This window comes from Varibaculum sp. C0165D1, from assembly GCF_056590355.1.
On sequence record NZ_JBWPVY010000004.1, the window covers coordinates 57101 to 76647 of the forward strand.

Here is a 19547-nt window from a genome sequence, read left to right on the forward strand (position 1 = left end):
TCCCTGGAAGCAACTACGATTCTGTGCGGGCTCCGCGCTTGCTGGGGTAAAACCTAACTCCTGCGTTGTACCGTAATTCAGACAGGGAATGTGGGGTTTGGTGTTGTTTGGGGCGTTAGCATGGGGGCAGGTTTTGCTGTTTCCTACTGCGTGTTTTAGGAGAGTGTTGGTTATGGCGAGTGGTTTTGGTGATCGTCCCGGTGCTATGGGGGATGCTTACGTTTCTGGTGATGGGGATGCGACTGGGGTGATGCCTCCGGTGATGGGGCAACAGCCTGGATTGGGTGGCGCTGATCCTAAGAACGCTGGTGGCTCCAAAGGGCGTCGGGGTTTGGTTATTTTGTGTTGCATTTTGGTGTTGGTTTTGGTTTGTGCGCTTGGTGTTGGTTTTTGGTTTTATCGTAAGCAGCAGGTGGAGAATGCTGCTTGGCAGGCGGCTCATCAGTATCAGTCGGTGTTGGTTGAGGTTAATGGGCAGGGCTATGATGCGGGGAAGTCTTCTTTTGTGCCGCTTCGGGTTACCGGTGAGGATTTAGATAATAAGAAGGTGGATAAGCGGGTTAAGTTTTTCCCTGGTAAAACTAATCTGAAGTTATTGGCTGGTAGTTATCGGTTGCTGCTGGAGGCGTCTCCGATTTTGGATGATGGCCGGATTTTTGTGGTGCCGAAGGATCCGGTTCCGTTGCAGGTTGCGGTTCCGGCTAAGAAGGCTGCTGGTGGTAAGCAGGCGGGTGAAGGTGCGAAGTCTGGTAAATCGGGTAAGAGTGGTGAAGCTGTTGGTAGTGGCGCTAGCAGTTCTGCTTCGACAACGGTTTTTAAGTTGGATCCCATCAGTCCGGAAAATGTTAGTGATGAGCAGATTGCCCAGTTAAGAAAGATTTATAAAGAGTACGGTATGGATGATGCTCAGATTGAGCAGTGTATTAAGAAAGTGACCGACGCGCGTGAGGCGAAGAAAGCTGAGATCGCTAAGGCCAAAGCCGAAGCTGAGGCCAAAAAAGCCGAAGAAGCCAAAAAAGCGCAAGAAGCCAAAGGTTACAGCGATAGCCAATTGACGCAAGCAGCCAGGGCACTTGAGTTGAAATACGTTGGTGGTGAAGAAGGATTAAAGGGCACTGGCGAGGTTTTAAAGGTTACTATCTACCAGCAACAAGGGGATCAGGTAGCTATCAGGCTCGACTGGTACAAACCGTCGGAAGATACTCAAAACCACACTTATTACACCGTTGATAGAAAAACTGGCGTGGGCTACGTAGGCGACAGGGCATCCCCATTTGAGAGATTACAAGGGGGGCCATCGGTAGATCTTCGCCCATATCTATAACTTTTATCCTGATAACGCCGGGCAGGAGGAAAAATCTGGCCTCCGTGCCGAATACCGGGGTACTCGATAAAAGCAGAACGGTAACCCGGATTACCAGCTAAAATAGAGGTAATCTACCTGCGATGAGGGAGGGATTATGGGCGAGCATCTGCGACGGAAACCGGCGGTGGCCGGGATGTTTTATCCGCAAGCGGCCACGGCAATCAAGGCAGAGGCACGTACTCTCAATGAAGCTGCTGCGAAATACCTACAGGTACGCTCGGATTTACCACCCGATGATCCCCAAGTAAGTGGGCAGGTCAAGGCAATTGTGGCACCTCATGCCGGGTGGGTATTTTCCGGAATGCTAGCTGCCGCTGCCTGGCGCCGAGCGGCTTTAGGGCGCAAAGCGACCAAACGGATACTGCTACTGGGACCCACTCACCGGGTAGCGATTCGGGGAGTGGCTTTACCTGGTTGTGACCAGTTCGGAACTCCGGCGGGGATGCTGGCGGTACCCACTCAAAAGGTGCTGGAGCAAACCCAGGATTTGCCGCTAAAAGTAACTGTCCATCCACTTACCCACCGGGAAGAACATGCTTTGGAAGTGCAGGTTCCGCTGATAATCGAGAACTTTGGTGAGGATGTGGAACTGATTCCGCTCAATGTGGGGGAGGCAGCCCCCAAGGAGGTAGCCGCAATCATCTCCGCCCTCGCCGATGAACAAACCTTAGTGGCGGTCAGTTCTGACCTTTCCCACTATCACCCCTATGAGCAGGCAGAACTCATAGATGAGGCAACGATTACGCAGATAAAAAATCTGGAGCTTCCGCTCACTTCAGAGCAAGCCTGCGGGGTGCGTCCGCTCAATGGGCTGTTAGAACTGTGTAAGCAGTGGGAGGTCTATCCGTGTCTAATCGGAAACTACAACTCGGGTAACACCCCCTATGCGGGCAGGGATCGGGTAGTGGGGTACGCCGCCTTCGAGGTAAGGAGCTAGCCATGACAGTTCCCGCAGATGCCGGAAAAATATTATTACCCCTGGCACGCGACGCTATCCAGACCGCGCTATTAGAGCAGGCAGACCCGGTAATTACAGATGCGCCCTCCTGGTTGCAGGAAGAAGGTGCCAGTTTCGTTACCCTCACCGAAAACGCGAATCTGCGCGGGTGTATCGGCAGCCTGGAAGAATACCGTCCCCTGGGGCGCGACGTGATAGCAAACGCGCGCGCTGCCGCCTTTCAAGACCCTCGTTTTCCCGCGGTGACTCGGGCGGAGCTGTCCGATATCAAGATTGAAGTCTCCGTATTAAGCCCCCGGGTAACTTTGCAGGCAGGCAGCGAGGCAGAAGTAATTGCCCAACTAAAACCCCAGGTGAGCGGGGTAGTGCTTAATGCCGGATATGCCCGCGCTACCTTCCTACCCCAAGTGTGGGAACAATTGCCCGAACCTAAAGAATTCCTGGCGCACCTGAAAATGAAAGCGGGGCTACCTCCTTCGTGGTGGGATCCGCGTGCGCAAGTGCAAACCTATACGGTGACTGCCTGGAGCGAATAATGGGTACCTCGGCTATAGCGGAAGAAACCGATCTTCCGGGAAAATGGTTTCACCGGCTAGAGGACGGCAGAATCCAATGCAACCTGTGTCCGCGAAACTGTCGCTTACGGGAGGGACAAAAGGGATACTGTTTTGTGCGGGAGCGGCGCGGGGAGCGAATCGTGCTTGCCACCTGGGGCAGGTCGAGTGGATTTTGCATTGATCCGGTGGAAAAGAAACCGCTAAATCACTTTTACCCGGGAACGCCCGTGCTTTCCTTCGGCACCGCCGGGTGCAACCTGGGCTGTAAGTTCTGTCAAAACCATGAAATCTCGGCGGCGCGGCAATGGGATCGCCTGGCGCAATCCGCATCCCCGACGCAAATTGCGACGGCTGCGCAAGAAATGTCGGTGCGGGCAGTGGCTTTTACCTACAACGATCCGGTAATTTACGCGGAATATGCCATTGATACCGCCCGCGCCTGCCGCGCCCTGGGGATTCACCCCATTGCGGTAACTGCCGGTTATATTTCCCCCGAGGCTCGAGACGAATTCTTTTCCGTCATGGACGCCGCAAATATCGACCTAAAAGGCTTTAACGAGGACTTTTACTGGCATTTAACCGGGGCACACCTGACCAACATCTTGGACAATATTGCCTGGGTAGTCCATAACACCGCTACCTGGGTGGAGCTGACTACGCTGATTATTCCCGGCTATAACGATGACCGAGCACAGCTGCAGGCAGAATGCGAATGGATAGCGCGCGAGCTAGGCACAGAGATTCCCCTACATTTCACCGCTTTTCACCCCGATCATAAAATGCTAGACACTCCGCCTACGTCTTTGCGGACGCTGCGCACTGCCCGCGAGATTGCCCTCGAGGCCGGATTAAAGCATGTCTACCTGGGTAACGTGCACGATCCGCAGGCCGACACCACCTATTGTGCCGGTTGCGGTAAGGCGCTGATTAGCCGCGACTGGTATCAATTGCGCGAATATAACCTGGTGGCCGGCAAATGCCCTGATTGTGGAAAAGCCCTAGCGGGACATTTTGATTCTCGCCCCGGCACCTGGGGGCTGCGCTCCTACCCGGTGCGGCTTTAGTTGTCGAGGTGATGTGGGCAATCCCGCGCCAAATCCATCAGTCAAATCTAGCCAAATCCATCAGCATGAAAGAAACTTCCCCCACCAGTTTAGGATCGGGAACGAAAGTGGGGCTGCGCGCCTCGGTTTTAATAAACCGCAACCATATCTACCTGCGGGTTGTCACGGTTACCCGATACGGTGCATTCCACGTTAATGGTGCCCCCATTTACGCTGCCCTCTAGCTTAACCTCAAAATTATCGCCCACTTTTTCCGAACGTAGAACCCCAGTTATACTATGAACTTTTACTTTTGATGAGGGGTACTTGAGGCGTAACGCGTTTTTCCATGCTTCCCCGCAGGCTTGATTAGCTCCAATTGAGTCCAGACCAGCGGAGTTAGTGGTTGCCTTTCTTTGCTCTTCTAGTTTTTTGTTTTCGGCTTTCTCTGCGGCCTGTTTTGCTTTTTCTTCTTCCTGCTGCGCCTTTTCAATCCGCTCATGGGATACAGCCAGTTCGATTTCTGTGGCTGGTTTGGTTTTTTCTCCTGCCTTCGGGGACTGTGAAACCACGTCCCAATTATTTTTAGCTATAACGATTTTGCCATCTTCAGATTTTAGTTTTATGTTGGTAAAACCTGCATCTTTAAGAGTTTCTTCGGCTTGGGCTGCAGTTTTTCCGACTACGTTAGGAACCGCCTTAGCAGGGGTTAACGCGTTGACTATTAGTCCCAAAATAAATAGGGCGCCAATAACGATTACCGCAATTCCCCACCAGCGTTTATACCAAGGTTTTTTGTTGTTTTTATCTTTTGTTTGAATATTTTCAGACACAGGAACACTCCTAAGTTAGGTTGTGATGCCAATTTATGAGGGTGGGGAACGTAAAAGCAACTATTAACTTTAAAAACATTAAAATTATCCGTGCTTGAAGAAATAGAAATATTTAGTTGTGATAGCTCATTAAGTTGATACCCATGGGGTGAAGGAAAAGTTTAGGAATTTGACGTTCGCATTCCCACTTTCCGAGAAAAACTCACTTTTGCGTTTATTTGTAAAGCTGGAAAGATCTCCAAACCCGTCAGTGGAACACCGCCAAATCCATCAGAATGGAATATATGTGCTGGTAGTAAGGTTTTCTAATTTGATAGATTTCTACGCTAAAAGTCTAGCAACCGAAGAGTTTTCCCAGCTAAAGCACCTTGGAGAAAAAGTCTTGGGTGCGGGGATTCTGGGGGTTATTAATAACCTGGTCAGGAGTCCCTTGCTCCACGATTTTACCTTCGTCCATGAACACCACATGGTCGGCGACTTCCCGGGCAAAGCCAATCTCGTGGGTGACCACAATCATGGTCATCCCTCCGCGCGCCAGATCTTGCATAACTGAAAGCACTTCCCCCACTAATTCGGGATCGAGGGCGGAAGTAGGCTCGTCGAATAGCATTAACTCCGGTTCCATAGCGAGGGCGCGGGCGATGGCTACTCGTTGTTGCTGTCCACCAGATAGCTGAGCAGGGTAGTGGTCGGCGCGATCTGCCAGCCCGACCCGCTCTAACAGCTCCAGTGCCTTCGCATGTGCCTCATCTTTAACGATTCCCTTCACCTGCATAGGGGCTTCCATCACGTTTTCCAGTGCGGTCTTGTGAGGGAACAGGTTGAAACGCTGGAACACCATTCCTACTTGGGAACGCTGACGCGCGATCTCCTTATCGGTCAGGCGGCGCAATACGGTCCCCTGCTCGGTGAGAGACCCACGGCGACGATCTAAATACGCGCGGATGGGATTTTTCGAGGGCGCGCCCTCTTCCATCCCCAACAGTTCTCCATTGAGGTAAACGCGCCCTCCAGACACCTGTTCCAGCTCGTTTACGCAGCGCAGCAGGGTGGATTTTCCGGAGCCAGAGGGTCCGAGAAGCACGCACACTTCCCCCGGAGCCACTTGCAAAGTTACGTCTCGAAGCACGTGAAGATCGCCAAAGAACTTGTGGACGTGCTGCAAGTCCACCATTAGAGGTTGATTTTCTGGTTGTGAGCTCATGGGGTGTACTCCAAGAAAGGATCGTCTTTAGTAGTGCCAGACTCGGTTATGGCGCGTAACTTACTTGGTCCGGAGGGTTTCTTATCCCCACCGGTACGCTCATCAAAACCGCGACCGAAATAGCTTTCAATATGGCTTTGAACCACCATCAGAATCGAAGTAATAGTCAAATACCAAATCGCTGCCACCAGTAACAACGGAATCGGCAGGAATAGGCGCTGCCCGATGGTTTGCGTTGCGAAAGTAATCTCCAATGTAAAGGGCACTGCCAGGACCAGGGAGGTGGTCTTCAACATGGAAATGGTTTCATTGCCGGTAGGCGGAATGATTACTCGCATCGCTTGCGGAAGAATAATTCGCCGCAGAATCTGACTGCGCCGCATTCCTAGGGCGCGCGCCGCCTCCTCTTGCCCAGCATCCACCGCGTTCAAACCGGAGCGCACGATTTCTGCGAGGTATGCGCCCTCGTTAAGCCCCAGCCCTAAAATAGCGGCCACCGCGGGACTGATTACCGTGTTGGTATCGAAAGTTAGCAGTTCCGGACCGAAAGGCACTCCCAGGGAGAGGGTGGAATAAAGGGTGGGCAGCATTCCCCAAAACAGCAGCTGGGTGTAGATAGGAGTTCCCCTGAAGAACCAAATATAGGTCCAGGACACCCCCTTCATAATCGGGTTAGGGGACTGGCGCATAATCGCCATAGTCACCGCCAGGAATACCCCGATCAGCATGGAAACTACGGTCAGAATCAGTGTCCACATGATGCCGCGCATCACCGTGGGGTGGAACAGATAAATCGCGACCTGATCCCAACGGAACTTTTCATTACTAACCAGGCCATGCACTAGCATGGCGGCCAGAATTAGTACTACAACCGCGCTAACCAGGCGGCCCGGCGAAAACACCGGACGCGGCCTGGTTAGCGTAGCGCCATCTTTAATTTGTTGGCTATTCATAGTTAAAGGTTAAGTCCTTGGATGTTACTCGGAAACTTTCGGGTTAATCTCGGCCTTTTCGAGGACGAAGTTATCGGAACCGTAAACCGCGAAAATCTTCTTCAAAGTACCGTCATCCATCAGCTTCTGCAGTGCTGCCTGTACCGCTTTCGCCAGCTGATCGTTATCTTTGTTAACGACCACGCCATGCTTGGCAGTTTCAAAAGCGTTACCGATAAGCTCCAGTTCCCCGCCGCTCATCTTGACTGCATAACCTACCACTGGGGAATCCGCTAGCACCGCGTCATACTGTCCGCCGGTAACCTTGGGAACAATCTCGGTCTGCATCTTGTGCTCTTTTACAGTGATTGCGGGTTTGCCGTCCGCCTCGCACTGTTTAGAAAGCTCTTTAATGGTGTCCTGCTGGGCGGTCCCGGTCTGTACCCCGACGGTCTTGCCACAGGGGTTCTTAGGATCGAATTTCTTGGGATTGCCTTTGGCTACCCCGTAAGAGAATCCCAGTTCCGCATAGGAAACCATTTGGGTCTCAGCTTCCCGTTCTTTAGTGATGCTGAAACCGGAGACTCCGATATCGTATTTTGTGCCGATTTGGGGGATCAGAGAGTCGAACTCGCCGTGAGTAGTGGTGCCGTCCTTTAGCCCCATAACTTTAGCGATCGCCTTGACCATATCCACGTCGTAACCCGTGGGAGTCTTGTTATCGGATTTCATATATTCGGCGGGGGCGTAGTCCACTGAGGCGCCGTTCTTTAGCACTCCGGCTTTCTTGATGTCTGCCGGTACCAGCTTTTCTACGGCGGGGTCGGCTTTAATAGTTGACACGTCGAAGCCTTTTTCTCCCGGATCAGCTACCGGGTCGGCGGCAGTTCCGCTGCCGGAGCTGCAGGCTGCCAGGCCGAGTGAAGTTAGGGAAATGGCGGCGAGCGCCGCAAGTTTGCGTTTCATGATATCTCCAATCACTAGGTATGTAGAAAGTATGCAACACAATGTATAACTATGCAAAATATTTAGGGGATTTTGTGTTCGGCATCTCTCTGGTTTTCCAGTTTTCCTTAGTTCCCCGGGGTGGGATTTACAAATGTTTGCGGATAGGCAGGGGCTTCGCTGCTCATTCGAGCAAAACCCCGATATGCTAGGGACGTGAACAAACGCTGCTCCCGCAGGTCGCGACGCGCTATCGGCCTATTGGTTTTTTCCTTAGTGGTAGCGCTGTTTTTCCCTTTGCACGCTCAGGCTCGTGCGCACTCCCGCGTGCTGGTGCTGGTCACTTCCGGTCTATCCTGGTCGGATGTCAACCCAGAAGAAAAAGAGGGTAAAGAATTCCTAGACACCCTCGGGGTGGCGAGTGTAGCTAACTTAACTCGCCACAACGCCGCCAAAACTACCTGTCCTTTAGATGGCTATGTCACCTTATCGACAGGGATGCGGGTAACCCCTACCAAGGCTCGCGCCCAGGGGCATTGTCCGGAGATTCCCTCCCTTGTAGACGGAGCTTTCCCCGCCTCTTATCTCAAAGAATGGCGACAGGACGCTGCCCGGCAAAATGAGCAAGCGCTTCCCGGCACTTTAGGGAAAAGTTTGGCTGATAAGGGTAAAAAGGTGGCGGCTATCGGTTCAGGAGCCCGAGTGGCCGCCATGGACACCTCTGGGAAAGTGCTAAACTATCGGCCTCGCGCTGCCACCTCTGCCTTAACTTCGCAGGTTAAAGCGGTTTTGCGCGATGCAGAGGTAACTATCGTCGATGTGGGCTCGATAAGTCCGAATACCTCTATTAAAGTTTCTCCCACTTCCTTGAACGCCACTCCCGCAGATGGTTTACCAGGGGCAGACAGGACGAACAAACCCCGCACTAAACAGGTTTTAGCGTCTCTTACTGCTGCCCTAAAAGCAGCGCAAGACTCCGATATTGTTTTCGGCCTGGACGTTGCCGATCATTCCGCCACCCCCCACTTAGGAATGGCGTTTACTCGCGGCCCCGGCGTAAAAGCAGGGATCATTCGTTCATCCTCTACTCGCCAGCTAGGGCTGGTCTCCACCGTTGATTTCACCAGCCGTATTCTCGCGGCAACCGGTATTACCGGTCCTGATTATTTGGTAGGCGGAACCTTTAGCGTCGATCGCAACTATGGGGTAACGGAAAATCTTGACTGGCTTAGGAATCAGTCTCTGCGTTCCGATCAGGCAAGCATCCTGCAGGCACGGTTTATTGTGCTAACCGGGATTATCTTGCTGGTGGCTGTGGGGCTTTTGGTATTCCTATTGCGGCAAGACAGCCTCCGGTTTTCACGTCGTGGGCGTACCCTAATAGCAGGAATATGTCTAAGTGCCAGCCTGCTGGGGCCGGCCAGTTTTCTAGCTTCAAATATTCCAGCTGGAGCTTTGGGAGGCACCGGGGGCAATTTCACTGCTAACGCGCTAAAAATGTCGGTTCCGCTTCTCACCGTGCAGTTCTTGTTGTTACTAGTCGCGATGGCCCTAGTTTTGGCGGCGTTTTGTATAGCCGCAGCTAGGGTTATTTCTCGGCGCTGGCCATACCTGCGCTTTTCAGCGCCGGTACTGGTAGCTGCGGCCCTGGTGATCTTCTGGTTAATTATCAGCCTGTTAACCGGTTCTCCAGATCAAATCTCTGCCATGTTTTCTTCTGCTGCCACTGCCGCTACCCGTTTTTACGGACTCAACAACAATAAATATTCTTTCTTATTTTCGGCGGTTTTGGCCCTAGAATGCTTGGTTTTGGCCCCCTTAGTGGCACGGTTTCCCGCGCGGCGCCGCCGCTACTTTACCTACGGTTTTGCCTTGCTTGCGCTAGCCGTAATCCTAGACGGCTTCCCTTGGCTAGGAGCCGATGTAGGTGGTCCGCTGGCGATGGTTCTGGGGGTGGGGATCACCTTGAATTGGGTACTAGGCAGGAAAGTGGGGCCGGGGAAAGTAGTAGCTCTAATAGTGTCCGCATTCTTTGCTTCCACGATATTTGTAGTGGTAGACAAGCTAGCTAGCCCCTCCGCACGCACCCATTTTGGGCGTTTTCTTGCCGAGGTCGCAAATGGGGGCGGTGCGATTATTGTTAAACGCAAAGCCGAAGCGATGATAAATACTTTTGGTGGCCCCATCATTTTCACGGTTTTATTAATCCTGGGGATGGGGATAGCTATTTTCTATATTTTCAAACGCAAACGTAAACAAACCGAACATCGTCCTCGCCGCCTGCAGAAATCTGGGGGAGGTTTTACTGCCTGGAGCCGTATTCCGGGAGCCGCCTATTTTGCCCAGGGGGTGCTACTTACCTCCGTATTAGCGGCCCTAACTAATGATTCCGGAGCCCTGATCCTAGTATGTGCGGGATTATTTACCCTTCCCGCTCTGAATGCGATGCTAATCCTCAGTGCCGGGGAGCAAGGGAGTGTTAAAGCGGAAGTGAATCCAGGAAGTTAGGCGCGAAAAAATCCAAATTCGGTGAAGTCGGTAACTTTCTTTCGCAGAGTTTTTGTATGCTCAACTCCGTTTGATAGTCTTTTGGGGTGCCTGAGTGCACGGGGCGGGTTACCCAAGCGGCCAAAGGGATCTGACTGTAAATCAGCCGGCGTAGCCTTCGGGGGTTCGAATCCCTCACCCGCCACGGTGCTAAGTCTTCGGACTTGGCGGCAAAGAGGTAAACTGCTTACTGGCAGAGCGGAGTAAAATCCGTTTAACCAGCAGGTTTGTTTGCTGTTGCCCCGATAGCTCAGTAGGCAGAGCGTCTCCATGGTAAGGAGAAGGTCCAGGGTTCAAATCCCTGTCGGGGCTCTGAGGTTTGTTTTGGCAAATACTCAAGCGGCGGGGTAGCTCAGTTGGTGAGAGCGCACGACTCATAATCGTGAGGTCGCGGGTTCGAACCCCGCCCTCGCTACTTTTCAATTTAGGTTGAAATAGAAAATGCCGCTGATCGGGCGGCCCGAGACATAGAGGTAAATAAGAATGGCCAGCAAGTCGTCCGACGTCCGCCCTAAGATCACCTTGGCGTGCAGCGAGTGCAAAGAGCGTAATTACATCACCAAGAAGAACCGCCGGAACAACCCGGATCGTCTGGAACTGATGAAGTACTGCCCGCGTTGCCGCAAGTCCACTATGCACAAGGAGACTCGTTAAGGTAGGGGCTCGCTGATGGCGGTGACCGTCAGTTGATTGCAGATACTTTCAGTAGTGGTACGTGGTGAGTCAGAAAACCAGATAGGTGCCCGCTGACTTACGCCGAATAGCGGGAAAAAGACTCAGCTTCGACGCCGAAAGTGAAAGCAAAAGTAAAAACTCGATATTAGTAAATGGTTGGGGGTCGCAACTTTCGCGACCCCCAACCATTTATCTTTAGGTATAGACCCGGGTACGTGGGCAAATACTCGAATCTTGCGAATTATTAAGGCACATTTATGGTAGTCAAGGTGCTGCTCAACCTAGGTAGAACTGATAATCAGCGGATCAAATGATCCCAGTTATTTTGGGTTCTCCCGCGGCAGAAGTATTCCTAAGTAGAATACCTGCCGCACCATAACGAAGGTAAAAACTACTTCCAGCGCAGGAGCATCAAAAAACCACCGAAGGCCACGCCCAGGCCCAAAGCCAGGTTCCAGTTCCCGGCGCCTGGAATCGGGTAGCCACCTGAAGTGATGTAATAAACCACTACCAGCACCAGTCCCACGAGCATTAACGCCACCGAAAGTGGTGCCCACCAGCTGGGAGAAGGCTTCATATCAGCAGCCCAAGACTTGTTTAATTCTTCTGGCTGCTGTTCGCGGTGGGGCTTAGCGCCTTTACGCTTACGTGACTCCGGCACGAGGTGACCTCCAAAAGTAGGATTTAACTAGCTAGGTTTATTCTAATGTTAATGCGGCTGCAGACCTAGTTAGATCTGTTTTCCGGTAAATTGAGTCTAGGATAAAACCAGGACCAATCGTCCCAACTTCACATTAGTCGAACTCGGAAGAATATGAGTAGGAAAACCAAGCAAGCGCGGCCCGCGAACAAGAAACGCCGTCACCGCTTTGATCCCATCGCGGCTTTCGGGGAGCTATTAATTATCGTGGGGTTGCTCGCCGGGTTATTCGCCTTCTGGGACGTTTTTGTCACCGACTGGCAAGTAGCCGACTATAACCAGAAGGCCTTGTCCTCGTTCCAGCAAGAAAACAAAGCCTGTCCCAATCGTATTTCCAAGGATGAACGCACCAGTCCTCCCCCCAGTATTGGGATTAAGCAAGAGAACGAAACCCTGGGAGCGCTGCACGTTCCGAAATGGAACTATATGGTAATTCCGGTTAAGGAAGGTACCACGCAAACTATTTTGAATACCGGAGCTGCCGGGCACTATGAAACTACCGCGTTGCCGGGCCAAATCGGAAACTTTTCGGTTGCTGCCCACCGTCGTTCTTTCGGTTCTAACTTCCGCCGCATTGACGTGTTAAAACCCGGGGATACCGTGGTTATGGAAACCGCAAATGAGTGGCTAATCTACAAGGTTAAAGAGCACAAGATTGTGCTGCCTACCCAATCGAATGTGATCTTACCGGTACCAGAAAAACCGGGAGTCCAACCCACCGAACGACTGATGACTATGACCACCTGTAACCCGGAGTACGGTAACTGGGAACGTTACATCGTGCATCTCAACTTCGACCATTGGGTACCTCGAGCTAGCGGTATCCCCAAGGAACTGGCAGAAGGAGGCAACGCATGTGCGGGCTAATCTGGGATTTACTTCCGGGCCCCAAGTGGGTGAAATTCCTGCAGGTGGTGCTGATAATCGCGCTAATCATTATGGCTAGCTTCTGGTGGCTATTTCCCTGGATCTCTCAGACCCTGGATTTAACCGGTACTACGGTCGGCAGCCCCCAAGGCTATAGCGTCAACCCGGCAGGCTGGCTTTAGGGCACTGACTAGTTAGTGCGCTGACAGCGACGGCATACCCTTCTCATGCCCTCCTCGGGGCGGGCATTGCGCGGGATAACGCTATGTTTAAGGGGTAGAAGTCGCCGGGGGAGGCTCTGGGCTCTCAGTATTTCCCCCTGCCGGTGCAGACGGGCTAGCCGGGGAGGGCGCTGTAGGAGTCTTTGCCACTTTTACCGTTACCGAAGTTCCCACCTTTACTCGTCCCGCAGGCTCCACAGAAATGATTTGTCCATTGGGAGCCTGGGTGGTTTCCTCACTGACGGTATTGGTCTGCAAACCTAAACCAGCCAGGTACTGTAATCCCTGTTCCTGTGTTTTACCCACTACCTGCCCGGAATCGATCGACACATAACCAGAAGATAGCACCAGAATAACTTCGTCACCTTTGCTAGCGGCACTACCAGCTTCCGGTGTAGTGCGAATAACTCGATCAGCGGCAACTTTTGAATCGTCCTCGTATTTGACGGAGCCCACCTGCAAGCCCGCATCCTCCAAAGTTTTACGGGCCGCATCTTGTGTCTGTCCCGAAACATCAGGAACGGTAATCTCGGCAGCTCCGGAAGATAGCTGAATAGTTACCGTGGATCCGGGATCCACCTTAGTCCCGGGTTTGGGGTCGGTAGCTGCGACTTTACCTTTTTCTACGGTGTCAGAAGCTATCGTCTGCCCCTGCTCCACATTTAATCCCAAGCCTTCTAGAGTGCGCTGTGCCTCGATAGAGCTCATCCCGATAATATTTTGCGGAATCGCAACTTGCTCCGGTTCTTGAGCCCTATTAGAAGCGATTAACCACCAAACTACAGCGATTAAAGCTATTGCAACTAGTATCCCGATTACTACTGCCCAAATAATCTTCTTCTTTTTCTTCCGGGCAGCCTCTTCGGCCTCATGGTCAGTTTCGGGGTCCTCTTCCATTACCTGTGACCACTGGGCGGGGGCATAAGAAGTCTGTGGGGCAGCAAACCCTTCAGTCGGGGTACTAACCGGCAGGGGAGGCAATACTGGGGCAGAAATTTCAGCTCCAGCAGCCGCCCTCACCATGTCCGAACGCATCGCAGCTGCATCCTGGTAACGATCCTCGGGCCGCTTAGCTAAAGACTTCATCACCATGCGATCAAGTTCGGGACTAATATCGGAGGCAATCGAGGAAGGCAGGGGAGGCATTTCCGCTACGTGTTGGTAGGCGACTGAAACCGCAGAATCACCTTTGAACGGTGCCCTTCCGGTGAGCAGTTCGAAGAGCATACAGCCGCAAGAATACAGATCAGAACGGGTATCGACCGTCTCGCCGCGTGCCTGCTCCGGGGATAAATACTGCGCGGTGCCTACTACCGCATCAGTGCTGGTCATGGTCTGTCCAGAATCTTCTAAGGCACGGGCAATCCCAAAATCCATGACCTTGATTTTCCCGCTGTTGGTTAGCATCACGTTGCCCGGCTTAATATCCCGGTGCACCAGGCCTCGTTTATGGGAATATTCGAGGGCGTTAAGCACCCCCGTCATAATCTCGATGGCTTCGTTAATGGGAACCGGCTGTCCATCGGTAAGCAGCTGATGCACCGTGTGCCCCTCTACCAGCTCCATCACGATATAGGGAACATGTACCTCGGTGCCGTCAGGGGCAGTGACTATCTGCTCTCCAGTGTCATAAACCTGAACAATGTTTTCATGATTTAAGGAAGCAGAAGCCAAAGCCTCCCGCCGAAAACGGGTCAAAAAGACGGTGTCCTTCGCCAGGTCTATACGCAGCATTTTTATCGCTACCACCCGCGAAAGCAGGGTGTCATAGGCTTGGTGTACTTCCGCCATTCCCCCTCTGCCGATGAGGGAACGGATTTCGTAGCGTCCTCCGCCTATGCGGTATGGAGATTCTGCCATGGGTCTTCCTTTTGTTCCGAAACTACCATTATTACAGCTTTTTGGTTACCGGTCGCAGGTGAGGGGGCAGCGGAGTAAACCAGTCCGACTCCCAGGCTCAATGCGGTTACCAGCATCCATAAAATTAGGGTCACTAAAACCAGGTAAAGCGTTGAGCGATGCCCTGCGTTTCCGTGTCGAGCTCGAGAAATATCTTGGTTCCACCATTTCCGGCTCAAGAGGGGGACTCTTTCATAGGGGCGGCGCAATCTAGCGACCTCCGCCGCTAGGGGGTCAGCAGGCCGCAAACCGATCTGGGATTCCAGCCGGCGGCTCCAAGCAGCTAACGGTTCCGTGAGGGAAGGGGAAGGAGCTTGCGAGGATGGGGAGGCCGGGGTGGCATAGCGAGGGGGCGCAGGTGCTTTACGCCAGTTAAATACCTGAGGTAATGACCGTAGTCGTTCAATTTGGGAGCGCGGCCTGGAAGCGGAAACAGGAGGGATGAGCGCCGCGAACTCGCGAGGCCTCTCGCGCAGTCGCACGCGTTGTTGCCAGGCTTCCTCGGGGAGGGGGACCGAATTCGGCAGGATCTGGGGGGCCGGGACAGTTCCTCCAGAAAGATAGAGCATCGGAGAACCATCTTCTTCCGTGGGAGTGGCAGAAGCAGACAGAGGCTGCCAGGCAGCAGACTTTGTGCTCGCGGCAGCTAGCGCGGGTTCATCAGACGGTGCTGAATACGCCTCGGCGGAGGTCGCGTTCGCTTTAGCGAAGGTAGTATCCACTGGGGATTCTGGCGTTTCCTGATCTAGCTGTGCTAGCTCTTCCAGATCTTCTTGCAGATTCTCTAGATCGGCGGCCTCCCCAGCTGCCGGCTCTTTCACTTGTCCCACCAGGGCTTCGGATTCTTCTTGGGCAGCGGGTGCCGCTGGGGCCTTTTGAACGCTAGCTTCCTCAGGGGCGACAGCACCCGACGGGCCGGTGGAGGTAAGGGCCTGCTGTACTTCCTCTAAGCGTTGCATCAAGTCAGTGGCACTGGCGAGACGCTTTTGGGGTTCTTTTTCTAATAGCTGCATTACCAGTTCGCGCAGACCGGGAGAGACCGAATCCGGCAAGGGGGGAACCGGTTTATTGACGTGGGCAAAAGCTATGTCCACCGGCTTTTTACCGCTGAAGGGGCGCCTGCCAGCGAGAGCTTCATAAGCGATAACCCCCAGGGCGTATAGATCGCCAGCGGGAGTAGCCGGCTGCCCCATTGCTTGCTCGGGAGGTAGATATTGGGCGGTACCCATTACCATGCCCGCTTGAGTTAAGTTAGCTTGTCCGGGAGCCTTAGAAATCCCGAAATCAGTTAGTTTTACTTCTCCCGTGGGGGTGACCATAATGTTGCCCGGTTTAATGTCCCGGTGCACAATCCCGGCACCATGCACTGCGCTGAGCGCATCAGCGGTCTGGTGCAAAACCGATAACAGAAAATCGGTTTCTAAAGTGTGTTCGCGATCTAGGATTTCAGTTAAAGAAACCCCGTCAACCAGCTCCATGCTGATCCATCCCAGCCCGGCGTCCTCTCCCGATGCCTGGACAGCTGCCAAATTCGGGTGGTGAACCCGGGAGGCATTGTAGGCTTCAATGCGCAGTCGTGACAGGAAAAGTTTCTTTCCCGCCAGTTCCGGGCGCAGAATTTTCAGCGCTAGTCTTTCCCCAGTTTTCTCGTCTAGCGTCTGCCAAACCTCTCCCATACCCCCGATAGCCAGGCGGGAGAGGAGTAGGTAACGCCCGGAAATCTTCATTCCCACTTTTAGGGCGGCAACCGCTTTTTGCGCATTGGTCGCCTGCCCGCTAGAGGCAGCCACCGGGTCTAGGGGAGTGGACATTTCAGCTTCCCCCGCGCGTGGCGGTACGGGTAGTACGCGACTATCAGCCATGATTCACCGCCGCCTGGATTACCTGTTTTGCGATTGGCCCGGCCACCGGTCCGCCGTGAGGAGCTGGATTGGAACTATCGCCTTCGACTACCACCGCAAAAGCCAGCGGCAGGTTGGGGGTATCTGCCCAGCCCACATACCAGGCATCGGTCCGATTAGCGCCGGTCTGCGCGGTGCCGGTTTTAGCTCCCATCTCAACTCCGGCAACCCGACCAGGCTCCCCGGTTCCGTCTTCAACGGTTTGGATCATCATTTGGCGCAGCTGTGAGGCGACCTCTTTGGAGATCGGTTTACCGAGCTTACCCCCGGAACGATAGGTTCTGGTGACTTTCCCATCTGGCCCCAACTCGGCTGCCACCAAGAAGGGACGTACCTGAGTACCTTGGTTCGCCACTGCTGCGGCCACCGTAGCCATCATTAAAGGTGAAGTGCGCACCTCGTACTGTCCGATCGCGCTCATCATGGTGGAAGCTAGTCCCGGGTCGGAGGAAGGGAAGTGCGACTTTTGTACTGGCAGCGGAATCTTTAATTCGGTTTTGGGGTCAAAACCGAAAGCTGCGGTTTTGTCTTTTAATGCCTGATATCCCAAGTCTTGACCGAGCTTCGCGAAGGGAGTGTTACAAGAATAGGCAAAAGCGTAAGCAAACGTGGGGTGACCGTTTCCGCAGCTAGTGGATTCAATATTGGAGATTCGAGCGCTCGATCCCGGCAGCGGTACCGATACCGGAGCTTCCACTTCCTCCTCGGGAGCACGAGTTTGCTGTTCTAGGGCAGCAGCTGCAGTAATGATTTTAAAGGAGGAACCAGGAGGGTATTCTCCCCGCAAAGCCCGATCTAACATCGGCTTTGACGGCTCTGCCTGTAGCCCCTTTAAGGTCTGTTGCGACTGTTTTTCGGTGCCTGCCGCCAAAGAGTTGGGATTAAAACGCGGGGTAGTAACGGCGGCGAGGATGGCTCCGGTTTGATAGTTGATAGCAACTACCGCGCCCCTACGGTCTCCTAGTGCTTGGGCTGCTGCCTGCTGAATCTGAGGGTCGACAGTAAGTTGGATGCCTCCGCCCTTTTGGTTTTCACCGGCTGCATATTTAAATAGTTGGGATAAAGCCTGGCTGGAAGCCTCTCCCATTAACACCGAATTTTGCAGCCGTTCCATCCCAGTGGCGTTGCCTCCGGGGGACAGGTAACCGGTCAAGTTAGAGTAAAGTGGCGCCTGCTCTGAGTAAACCCGGTGGTAGCGCTTGCGATAACCGGTAGAGTCGTTCGTGGGCTTTGAAGCCGCAACCGCGTTTTCCCCGACCATGATGGGGCCGCGTTCAATGTATTTGGATCGGTAAAAGGCACGTGAGTTCCGCCCGTCCGCGTTCAAAGAATCTGCCCCCAGGAACTGGATATAGGTACACGCCACCATCAGGGATAAAAACATTACAAAAACTATGAAGAAAAGTCTTCTAATCTGTGGATTCACGGCGTTCACCTCCCCGAATGCTCCGAGGCGGGTAAGGAGTGGCAGGGGCCGCGGGCGAGACAGGACGTTTTTCCTGCTGACGGGCAATAACTGCTTCCAGTTCAGCGGTATCAATAACCCCGCTCTCAGTAGTTACCGGCCGGCGTGCCTCATTAGATAGGCGCAGCAGTAAGGCCAGGATCACCCAGTTGGCGACCAGCGACGACCCTCCAGCGGCTACAAAAGGCAAGGTGAGTCCAGTGGAAGGTATTACCCTGGTAAGTCCGCCGACCACGACGAAAACTTGGAATCCGATGGTGAAAGCAAACCCGGTGGCCAAGAGTTTTCCAAAGCTATCGCGCATGATTAGGGCAGTCCGCATCCCCCGCTCCACGAAAATAAAATAGAGCGTTAGCAAAGCGAGTGAGCCGGTTAGTCCCAGTTCTTCTCCGAGGGAAGCAAAAATAAAGTCGGAGTTCGCGAAGGGAGTTAGGGAGGGGGAACCTTGCGCCCAACCGGTACCGAGAATACCGCCATCGGCCATCCCAAATAGCCCGGATACTAGCTGCCCAGAACCCCCAATGGGACGGGAATAGATTTCCGGGTCGAGGGCGTGAAGCCAGACATCGATACGCGCTTGCACATGCGAAAACAGGCGGGAAGCTAAGAATACTGCGGGCGCGAATAGGATTGCTCCGATTAGCAGCCAGGAAGTTTGGTTCGTGGCTACGTAAAGCATGGCAACAAATAAACCGAAGATTAGTAGGGAGGTTCCCAGGTCCCGTTCGAACACCAAAATCAAAATGGAGGCTGCCCATACCACCAGGAGGGGACCGAGATCCCGCAGACGCGGCAGACGCATACCCAATAATGATTTCCCGCCTTGGATTAGTGCTTCCCGGCGGGTGGTCAGATAGCCGGCGAAAAAGATCGCTAAACAAATCTTGGCAACTTCGGAGGGCTGGAAGGAAAAGCCGATATTAATCCAGATGCGAGCACCGTTGATGGTCCGCCCGATAACCGGCATCAAGGGGAGGATTAGCAGCACAATCGCCAGCAGCATCGAAAGATAGGTGTAGTTACGCAGCTTGCGGTAGTCGCGCACGACTGCCAGGGTAACCACCATCAAAATCACACCTAGCAGGGTAAATAATGCCTGTTTGAACCCGACATACAGGATGGAATCCGGCCCATAGGCCAAATCGAGGCGGTAAATCATTACCAAGCCGATGCCATTTAGCGCCAAAACCGCAGGCAAAAGTACCGGGTCGGCGTAGGGAGCGAGGAAACGAACCGCCAGGTGGGTCGCGAGGGCAAAGGCTCCCAGCACGCACATATGCAAAACGAAAGAAGTGGGGAGGGCGCCGGTGCGGTTAACGTTAATGGAGAAATATCCCAGGAAACATACCGCCAGGGCTACCACGATTAACAGTAGTTCCGCCAGACGGCCAGTGGGGTGTTTTATTTTTGCCACGAGTGCATTCCCTCCTTTCT

17 protein-coding genes and 3 tRNA genes are annotated in these 19547 nt (G+C 53.4%); 11 read left to right on the top strand and 9 right to left on the bottom strand.

Going from position 1 to position 19547, the window contains the following annotated elements; genetic code table 11:
- Positions 1 to 172 precede the first annotated feature (172 nt).
- From AC1EKS_RS06650 to amrS, 4 genes are all read left to right on the top strand, one after another.
- Entirely contained in the window at positions 173 to 1324 is a 1152-nt protein-coding gene (locus tag AC1EKS_RS06650) for a hypothetical protein (protein ID WP_481008655.1), read from the top strand.
- A gap of 136 nt (positions 1325 to 1460) precedes the next feature.
- On the top strand, positions 1461 to 2303 hold the full coding sequence (gene amrB / locus AC1EKS_RS06655; protein WP_481008654.1) for an AmmeMemoRadiSam system protein B: 843 nt from the start codon (positions 1461 to 1463) through the stop codon (positions 2301 to 2303).
- A 2-nt stretch (positions 2304 to 2305) separates the two neighbouring features.
- Complete coding sequence (gene amrA, locus AC1EKS_RS06660; protein WP_481008653.1) at positions 2306 to 2860, top strand: AmmeMemoRadiSam system protein A; 555 nt, start codon at positions 2306 to 2308, stop codon at positions 2858 to 2860.
- Positions 2860 to 3945, top strand: a complete 1086-nt coding sequence (gene amrS, locus AC1EKS_RS06665; protein WP_481008652.1) for an AmmeMemoRadiSam system radical SAM enzyme — start codon at positions 2860 to 2862, stop codon at positions 3943 to 3945. The genes amrA and amrS overlap by 1 nt, the downstream gene beginning before the upstream one ends.
- Before the next feature lie 128 nt (positions 3946 to 4073).
- Here amrS and AC1EKS_RS06670 read toward each other — a convergent pair whose 3' ends face one another.
- The 4 genes from AC1EKS_RS06670 to AC1EKS_RS06685 form a co-directional block, all read right to left on the bottom strand.
- A complete protein-coding gene (locus tag AC1EKS_RS06670; protein ID WP_481008651.1) occupies positions 4074 to 4757 on the bottom strand; it encodes a YPYG domain-containing protein in 684 nt (227 codons plus the stop codon).
- Between the two features lie 358 nt (positions 4758 to 5115).
- Entirely contained in the window at positions 5116 to 5961 is an 846-nt protein-coding gene (locus tag AC1EKS_RS06675; RefSeq protein ID WP_481008650.1) for an amino acid ABC transporter ATP-binding protein, read from the bottom strand.
- Positions 5958 to 6914, bottom strand: a complete 957-nt coding sequence (locus AC1EKS_RS06680; protein ID WP_481008649.1) for an amino acid ABC transporter permease — start codon at positions 6912 to 6914, stop codon at positions 5958 to 5960. Before AC1EKS_RS06680 ends, AC1EKS_RS06675 begins: the two co-directional genes overlap by 4 nt.
- Before the next feature lie 24 nt (positions 6915 to 6938).
- Positions 6939 to 7859, bottom strand: coding sequence for an ABC transporter substrate-binding protein (locus AC1EKS_RS06685; RefSeq protein ID WP_481008648.1), 921 nt, complete (start codon positions 7857 to 7859; stop codon positions 6939 to 6941).
- Between the two features lie 195 nt (positions 7860 to 8054).
- On the opposite strand from AC1EKS_RS06685, the gene AC1EKS_RS06690 reads away from it, so the two are divergent.
- From AC1EKS_RS06690 to rpmG, 5 genes are all read left to right on the top strand, one after another.
- Positions 8055 to 10346 carry a hypothetical protein gene (locus tag AC1EKS_RS06690; protein WP_481008647.1) on the top strand — a complete coding sequence of 764 codons (2292 nt, stop codon included), beginning with the start codon at positions 8055 to 8057 and terminating at the stop codon, positions 10344 to 10346.
- 102 nt (positions 10347 to 10448) lie between these two features.
- A tRNA-Tyr gene (locus AC1EKS_RS06695) sits at positions 10449 to 10530 on the top strand.
- Positions 10531 to 10624: 94 nt separating this feature from the next.
- Positions 10625 to 10697: transfer RNA gene (locus AC1EKS_RS06700), tRNA-Thr, on the top strand.
- Positions 10698 to 10726: 29 nt separating this feature from the next.
- Positions 10727 to 10800, top strand: a tRNA-Met gene (locus AC1EKS_RS06705).
- 68 nt (positions 10801 to 10868) lie between these two features.
- Complete coding sequence (gene rpmG, locus AC1EKS_RS06710; protein ID WP_481008646.1) at positions 10869 to 11039, top strand: 50S ribosomal protein L33; 171 nt, start codon at positions 10869 to 10871, stop codon at positions 11037 to 11039.
- Positions 11040 to 11451: 412 nt separating this feature from the next.
- On the opposite strand, the gene AC1EKS_RS06715 is transcribed toward rpmG, so the two are convergent.
- Positions 11452 to 11721 carry a cell division protein CrgA gene (locus AC1EKS_RS06715; protein ID WP_481008645.1) on the bottom strand — a complete coding sequence of 90 codons (270 nt, stop codon included), beginning with the start codon at positions 11719 to 11721 and terminating at the stop codon, positions 11452 to 11454.
- A 153-nt stretch (positions 11722 to 11874) separates the two neighbouring features.
- Between AC1EKS_RS06715 and AC1EKS_RS06720 the strand changes: the two genes are divergently transcribed.
- Both AC1EKS_RS06720 and AC1EKS_RS06725 read left to right on the top strand, forming a co-directional pair.
- Positions 11875 to 12627 (top strand): class E sortase, encoded by a 753-nt coding sequence (locus AC1EKS_RS06720; RefSeq protein WP_481008644.1) that lies wholly within the window; start codon positions 11875 to 11877, stop codon positions 12625 to 12627.
- Positions 12615 to 12809 carry a hypothetical protein gene (locus AC1EKS_RS06725; RefSeq protein WP_481008643.1) on the top strand — a complete coding sequence of 65 codons (195 nt, stop codon included), beginning with the start codon at positions 12615 to 12617 and terminating at the stop codon, positions 12807 to 12809. The genes AC1EKS_RS06720 and AC1EKS_RS06725 overlap by 13 nt, the downstream gene beginning before the upstream one ends.
- 87 nt (positions 12810 to 12896) lie before the next feature.
- Here AC1EKS_RS06725 and pknB read toward each other — a convergent pair whose 3' ends face one another.
- From pknB to AC1EKS_RS06745, 4 genes are read right to left on the bottom strand one after another with little or no spacing between them, the layout of a single operon-like run.
- Entirely contained in the window at positions 12897 to 14708 is a 1812-nt protein-coding gene (pknB, locus tag AC1EKS_RS06730) for a Stk1 family PASTA domain-containing Ser/Thr kinase (RefSeq protein WP_481008642.1), read from the bottom strand.
- On the bottom strand, positions 14684 to 16609 hold the full coding sequence (locus AC1EKS_RS06735) for a serine/threonine-protein kinase (protein WP_481008641.1): 1926 nt from the start codon (positions 16607 to 16609) through the stop codon (positions 14684 to 14686). The genes pknB and AC1EKS_RS06735 overlap by 25 nt, the downstream gene beginning before the upstream one ends.
- A complete protein-coding gene (locus tag AC1EKS_RS06740) occupies positions 16602 to 18074 on the bottom strand; it encodes a penicillin-binding transpeptidase domain-containing protein (RefSeq protein WP_481010333.1) in 1473 nt (490 codons plus the stop codon). Before AC1EKS_RS06740 ends, AC1EKS_RS06735 begins: the two co-directional genes overlap by 8 nt.
- The gene (locus AC1EKS_RS06745) at positions 18058 to 19527 is read right to left on the bottom strand and encodes an FtsW/RodA/SpoVE family cell cycle protein (protein WP_481008639.1); all 1470 of its coding nucleotides are present in this window, start codon (positions 19525 to 19527) and stop codon (positions 18058 to 18060) included. Before AC1EKS_RS06745 ends, AC1EKS_RS06740 begins: the two co-directional genes overlap by 17 nt.
- Positions 19528 to 19547: the final 20 nt, after the last annotated feature.